We start from the raw sequence: 4899 nt of genomic DNA on the forward strand, positions 1-4899 counted from the left end.
TGACAGAAATGAGTGAGAACTCAAACTTTTAATGAGAGTTTGATCCTGGCTCAGGACGAACGCTGGCGGCGTGCCTAATACATGCAAGTAGAACGCTGAAGGAGGAGCTTGCTCTTTCCGGATGAGTTGCGAACGGGTGAGTAACGCGTAGGTAACCTGCCTGGTAGCGGGGGATAACTATTGGAAACGATAGCTAATACCGCATAAGAGTAGATATCGCATGATAGCTGCTTGAAAGGTGCAATTGCACCACTACCAGATGGACCTGCGTTGTATTAGCTAGTTGGTGAGGTAACGGCTCACCAAGGCAACGATACATAGCCGACCTGAGAGGGTGATCGGCCACACTGGGACTGAGACACGGCCCAGACTCCTACGGGAGGCAGCAGTAGGGAATCTTCGGCAATGGACGGAAGTCTGACCGAGCAACGCCGCGTGAGTGAAGAAGGTTTTCGGATCGTAAAGCTCTGTTGTAAGAGAAGAACGAGTGTGAGAGTGGAAAGTTCACACTGTGACGGTATCTTACCAGAAAGGGACGGCTAACTACGTGCCAGCAGCCGCGGTAATACGTAGGTCCCGAGCGTTGTCCGGATTTATTGGGCGTAAAGCGAGCGCAGGCGGTTAGATAAGTCTGAAGTTAAAGGCTGTGGCTTAACCATAGTACGCTTTGGAAACTGTTTAACTTGAGTGCAAGAGGGGAGAGTGGAATTCCATGTGTAGCGGTGAAATGCGTAGATATATGGAGGAACACCGGTGGCGAAAGCGGCTCTCTGGCTTGTAACTGACGCTGAGGCTCGAAAGCGTGGGGAGCAAACAGGATTAGATACCCTGGTAGTCCACGCCGTAAACGATGAGTGCTAGGTGTTAGACCCTTTCCGGGGTTTAGTGCCGTAGCTAACGCATTAAGCACTCCGCCTGGGGAGTACGACCGCAAGGTTGAAACTCAAAGGAATTGACGGGGGCCCGCACAAGCGGTGGAGCATGTGGTTTAATTCGAAGCAACGCGAAGAACCTTACCAGGTCTTGACATCCCTCTGACCGCTCTAGAGATAGAGTTTTCCTTCGGGACAGAGGTGACAGGTGGTGCATGGTTGTCGTCAGCTCGTGTCGTGAGATGTTGGGTTAAGTCCCGCAACGAGCGCAACCCCTATTGTTAGTTGCCATCATTCAGTTGGGCACTCTAGCGAGACTGCCGGTAATAAACCGGAGGAAGGTGGGGATGACGTCAAATCATCATGCCCCTTATGACCTGGGCTACACACGTGCTACAATGGTTGGTACAACGAGTCGCAAGCCGGTGACGGCAAGCTAATCTCTTAAAGCCAATCTCAGTTCGGATTGTAGGCTGCAACTCGCCTACATGAAGTCGGAATCGCTAGTAATCGCGGATCAGCACGCCGCGGTGAATACGTTCCCGGGCCTTGTACACACCGCCCGTCACACCACGAGAGTTTGTAACACCCGAAGTCGGTGAGGTAACCTTTTAGGAGCCAGCCGCCTAAGGTGGGATAGATGATTGGGGTGAAGTCGTAACAAGGTAGCCGTATCGGAAGGTGCGGCTGGATCACCTCCTTTCTAAGGATAAGGAATGCACATTGGTCTTGTTTAGTCTTGAGAGGTCTTGTGGGGCCTTAGCTCAGCTGGGAGAGCGCCTGCTTTGCACGCAGGAGGTCAGCGGTTCGATCCCGCTAGGCTCCATTGGTGAGAGATCACCAAGTAATGCACATTGAAAATTGAATATCTATATCAAATAGTAACAAGAAAATAAACCGAAAACGCTGTAGTATTAATAAGAGTTTATGACTGAAAGGTCAAAAAAGTAAGGTTAAGTTAATAAGGGCGCACGGTGGATGCCTTGGCACTAGGAGCCGAAGAAGGACGTGACAAACGACGATATGCCTTGGGTAGCTGTAAGTAAGCGATGATCCAGGGATTTCCGAATGGGGGAACCCAACAGGTACTACCTGTTACCCATATCTGTTAAGGATATGAGGAGGAAGACGCAGTGAACTGAAACATCTAAGTAGCTGCAGGAAGAGAAAGCAAAAGCGATTGCCTTAGTAGCGGCGAGCGAAACGGCAGGAGGGCAAACCGAAGAGTTTACTCTTCGGGGTTGTAGGACTGCAATGTGGACTCAAAGACTATAGAAGAATGACATGGGAAGGTCAGCCAAAGAGAGTGAGAGCCTCGTATTTAAAATAGTCTTTGTACCTAGCAGTATCCTGAGTACGGCGAGACACGTGAAATCTCGTCGGAATCTGGGAGGACCATCTCCCAACCCTAAATACTCCCTAGTGACCGATAGTGAACCAGTACCGTGAGGGAAAGGTGAAAAGCACCCCGGGAGGGGAGTGAAATAGAACCTGAAACCGTGTGCCTACAACAAGTTCGAGCCCGTTAATGGGTGAGAGCGTGCCTTTTGTAGAATGAACCGGCGAGTTACGATATGATGCGAGGTTAAGTTGAAGAGACGGAGCCGTAGGGAAACCGAGTCTGAATAGGGCGCTTTAGTATTATGTCGTAGACCCGAAACCATGTGACCTACCCATGAGCAGGTTGAAGGTGCGGTAAGACGCACTGGAGGACCGAACCAGGGCACGTTGAAAAGTGCTTGGATGACTTGTGGGTAGCGGAGAAATTCCAAACGAACTTGGAGATAGCTGGTTCTCTCCGAAATAGCTTTAGGGCTAGCGTCGACATCAAGATTCTTGGAGGTAGAGCACTGTTTGGGTGAGGGGTCCATCCCGGATTACCAATCTCAGATAAACTCCGAATGCCAATGAATTATGGTCGGCAGTCAGACTGCGAGTGCTAAGATCCGTAGTCGAAAGGGAAACAGCCCAGACCACCAGCTAAGGTCCCAAAATAATTGTTAAGTGGAAAAGGATGTGGGGTTGCACAGACAACTAGGATGTTAGCTTAGAAGCAGCTATTCATTCAAAGAGTGCGTAATAGCTCACTAGTCGAGTGACCCTGCGCCGAAAATGTACCGGGGCTAAAACAATTTACCGAAGCTGTGGATACCTTTATAGGTATGGTAGGAGAGCGTTCTATGTGTGGAGAAGGTGTACCGTGAGGAGCGCTGGAACGCATAGAAGTGAGAATGCCGGTATGAGTAGCGAAAGACAGGTGAGAATCCTGTCCACCGTAAGACTAAGGTTTCCAGGGGAAGGCTCGTCCGCCCTGGGTTAGTCGGGACCTAAGGAGAGACCGAAAGGTGTATCCGATGGACAACAGGTTGATATTCCTGTACTAGAGTATGTAGTGATGGAGGGACGCAGTAGGCTAACTAAAGCAGACGATTGGAAGTGTCTGTCTAAGCAGTGAGGTGTGAATTGAGTTAAATGCTTAATTCTATAACATTGAGCTGTGATGGGGAGCGAAGTTTAGTAGCGAAGTTAGTGACGTCACACTGCCAAGAAAAGCTTCTAGCGTTTAAACATACTCTACCCGTACCGCAAACCGACACAGGTAGTCGAGGCGAGTAGCCTCAGGTGAGCGAGAGAACTCTCGTTAAGGAACTCGGCAAAATGACCCCGTAACTTCGGGAGAAGGGGTGCTGACTTTATGTCAGCCGCAGTGAATAGGCCCAAGCAACTGTTTATCAAAAACACAGCTCTCTGCTAAATCGTAAGATGATGTATAGGGGGTGACGCCTGCCCGGTGCTGGAAGGTTAAGAGGAGTGCTTAGGAGTAATCCGAAGGTATGAATTGAAGCCCCAGTAAACGGCGGCCGTAACTATAACGGTCCTAAGGTAGCGAAATTCCTTGTCGGGTAAGTTCCGACCCGCACGAAAGGCGTAATGATTTGGGCACTGTCTCAACGAGAGACTCGGTGAAATTTTAGTACCTGTGAAGATGCAGGTTACCCGCGACAGGACGGAAAGACCCCATGGAGCTTTACTGCAGTTTGATATTGAGTGTCTGTACCACATGTACAGGATAGGTAGGAGTCTATGAGATCGGGACGCCAGTTTCGAAGGAGACGATGTTGGGATACTACCCTTGTGTTATGGCCACTCTAACCCGGATAGGTGATCCCTATCGGAGACAGTGTCTGACGGGCAGTTTGACTGGGGCGGTCGCCTCCTAAAAGGTAACGGAGGCGCCCAAAGGTTCCCTCAGAATGGTTGGAAATCATTCGCAGAGTGTAAAGGTATAAGGGAGCTTGACTGCGAGAGCTACAACTCGAGCAGGGACGAAAGTCGGGCTTAGTGATCCGGTGGTTCCGTATGGAAGGGCCATCGCTCAACGGATAAAAGCTACCCTGGGGATAACAGGCTTATCTCCCCCAAGAGTTCACATCGACGGGGAGGTTTGGCACCTCGATGTCGGCTCGTCGCATCCTGGGGCTGTAGTCGGTCCCAAGGGTTGGGCTGTTCGCCCATTAAAGCGGCACGCGAGCTGGGTTCAGAACGTCGTGAGACAGTTCGGTCCCTATCCGTCGCGGGCGTAGGAAATTTGAGAGGATCTGCTCCTAGTACGAGAGGACCAGAGTGGACTTACCGCTGGTGTACCAGTTGTCTTGCCAAAGGCATCGCTGGGTAGCTATGTAGGGAAGGGATAAACGCTGAAAGCATCTAAGTGTGAAACCCACCTCAAGATGAGATTTCCCATGATTTTATATCAGTAAGAGCCCTGAGAGATGATCAGGTAGATAGGTTAGAAGTGGAAGTGTGGCGACACATGTAGCGGACTAATACTAATAGCTCGAGGACTTATCCAAAGTAACTGAGAATACGAAAGCGTAAGGTTTTCTTGGAATTTGATAGATATTCAATTTTGAGTAGGTATTACTCAGAGTTAAGTGACGATAGCCTAGGAGATACACCTGTACCCATGCCGAACACAGAAGTTAAGCCCTAGAACGCCGGAAGTAGTTGGGGGTTGCCCCCTGTG

General features: G+C 50.1%; 1 tRNA gene and 3 rRNA genes. All 4 read left to right on the forward strand.

The window, feature by feature from the left end:
* Positions 1–27 precede the first annotated feature (27 nt).
* Positions 28–1575 (forward strand): 16S ribosomal RNA (locus tag NML75_RS08740).
* Between the two features lie 50 nt (positions 1576–1625).
* Positions 1626–1698 (forward strand) — tRNA-Ala (locus NML75_RS08745).
* Positions 1699–1823: 125 nt separating this feature from the next.
* A 23S ribosomal RNA gene (locus NML75_RS08750) occupies positions 1824–4726 on the forward strand.
* 77 nt (positions 4727–4803) lie between these two features.
* Positions 4804–4899, forward strand: a 5S ribosomal RNA gene (gene rrf / locus NML75_RS08755); the annotation flags it as partial.

Source organism: Streptococcus sp. CF4-3, assembly GCF_024295385.1.
Taxonomy (GTDB): domain Bacteria; phylum Bacillota; class Bacilli; order Lactobacillales; family Streptococcaceae; genus Streptococcus; species Streptococcus infantis_I.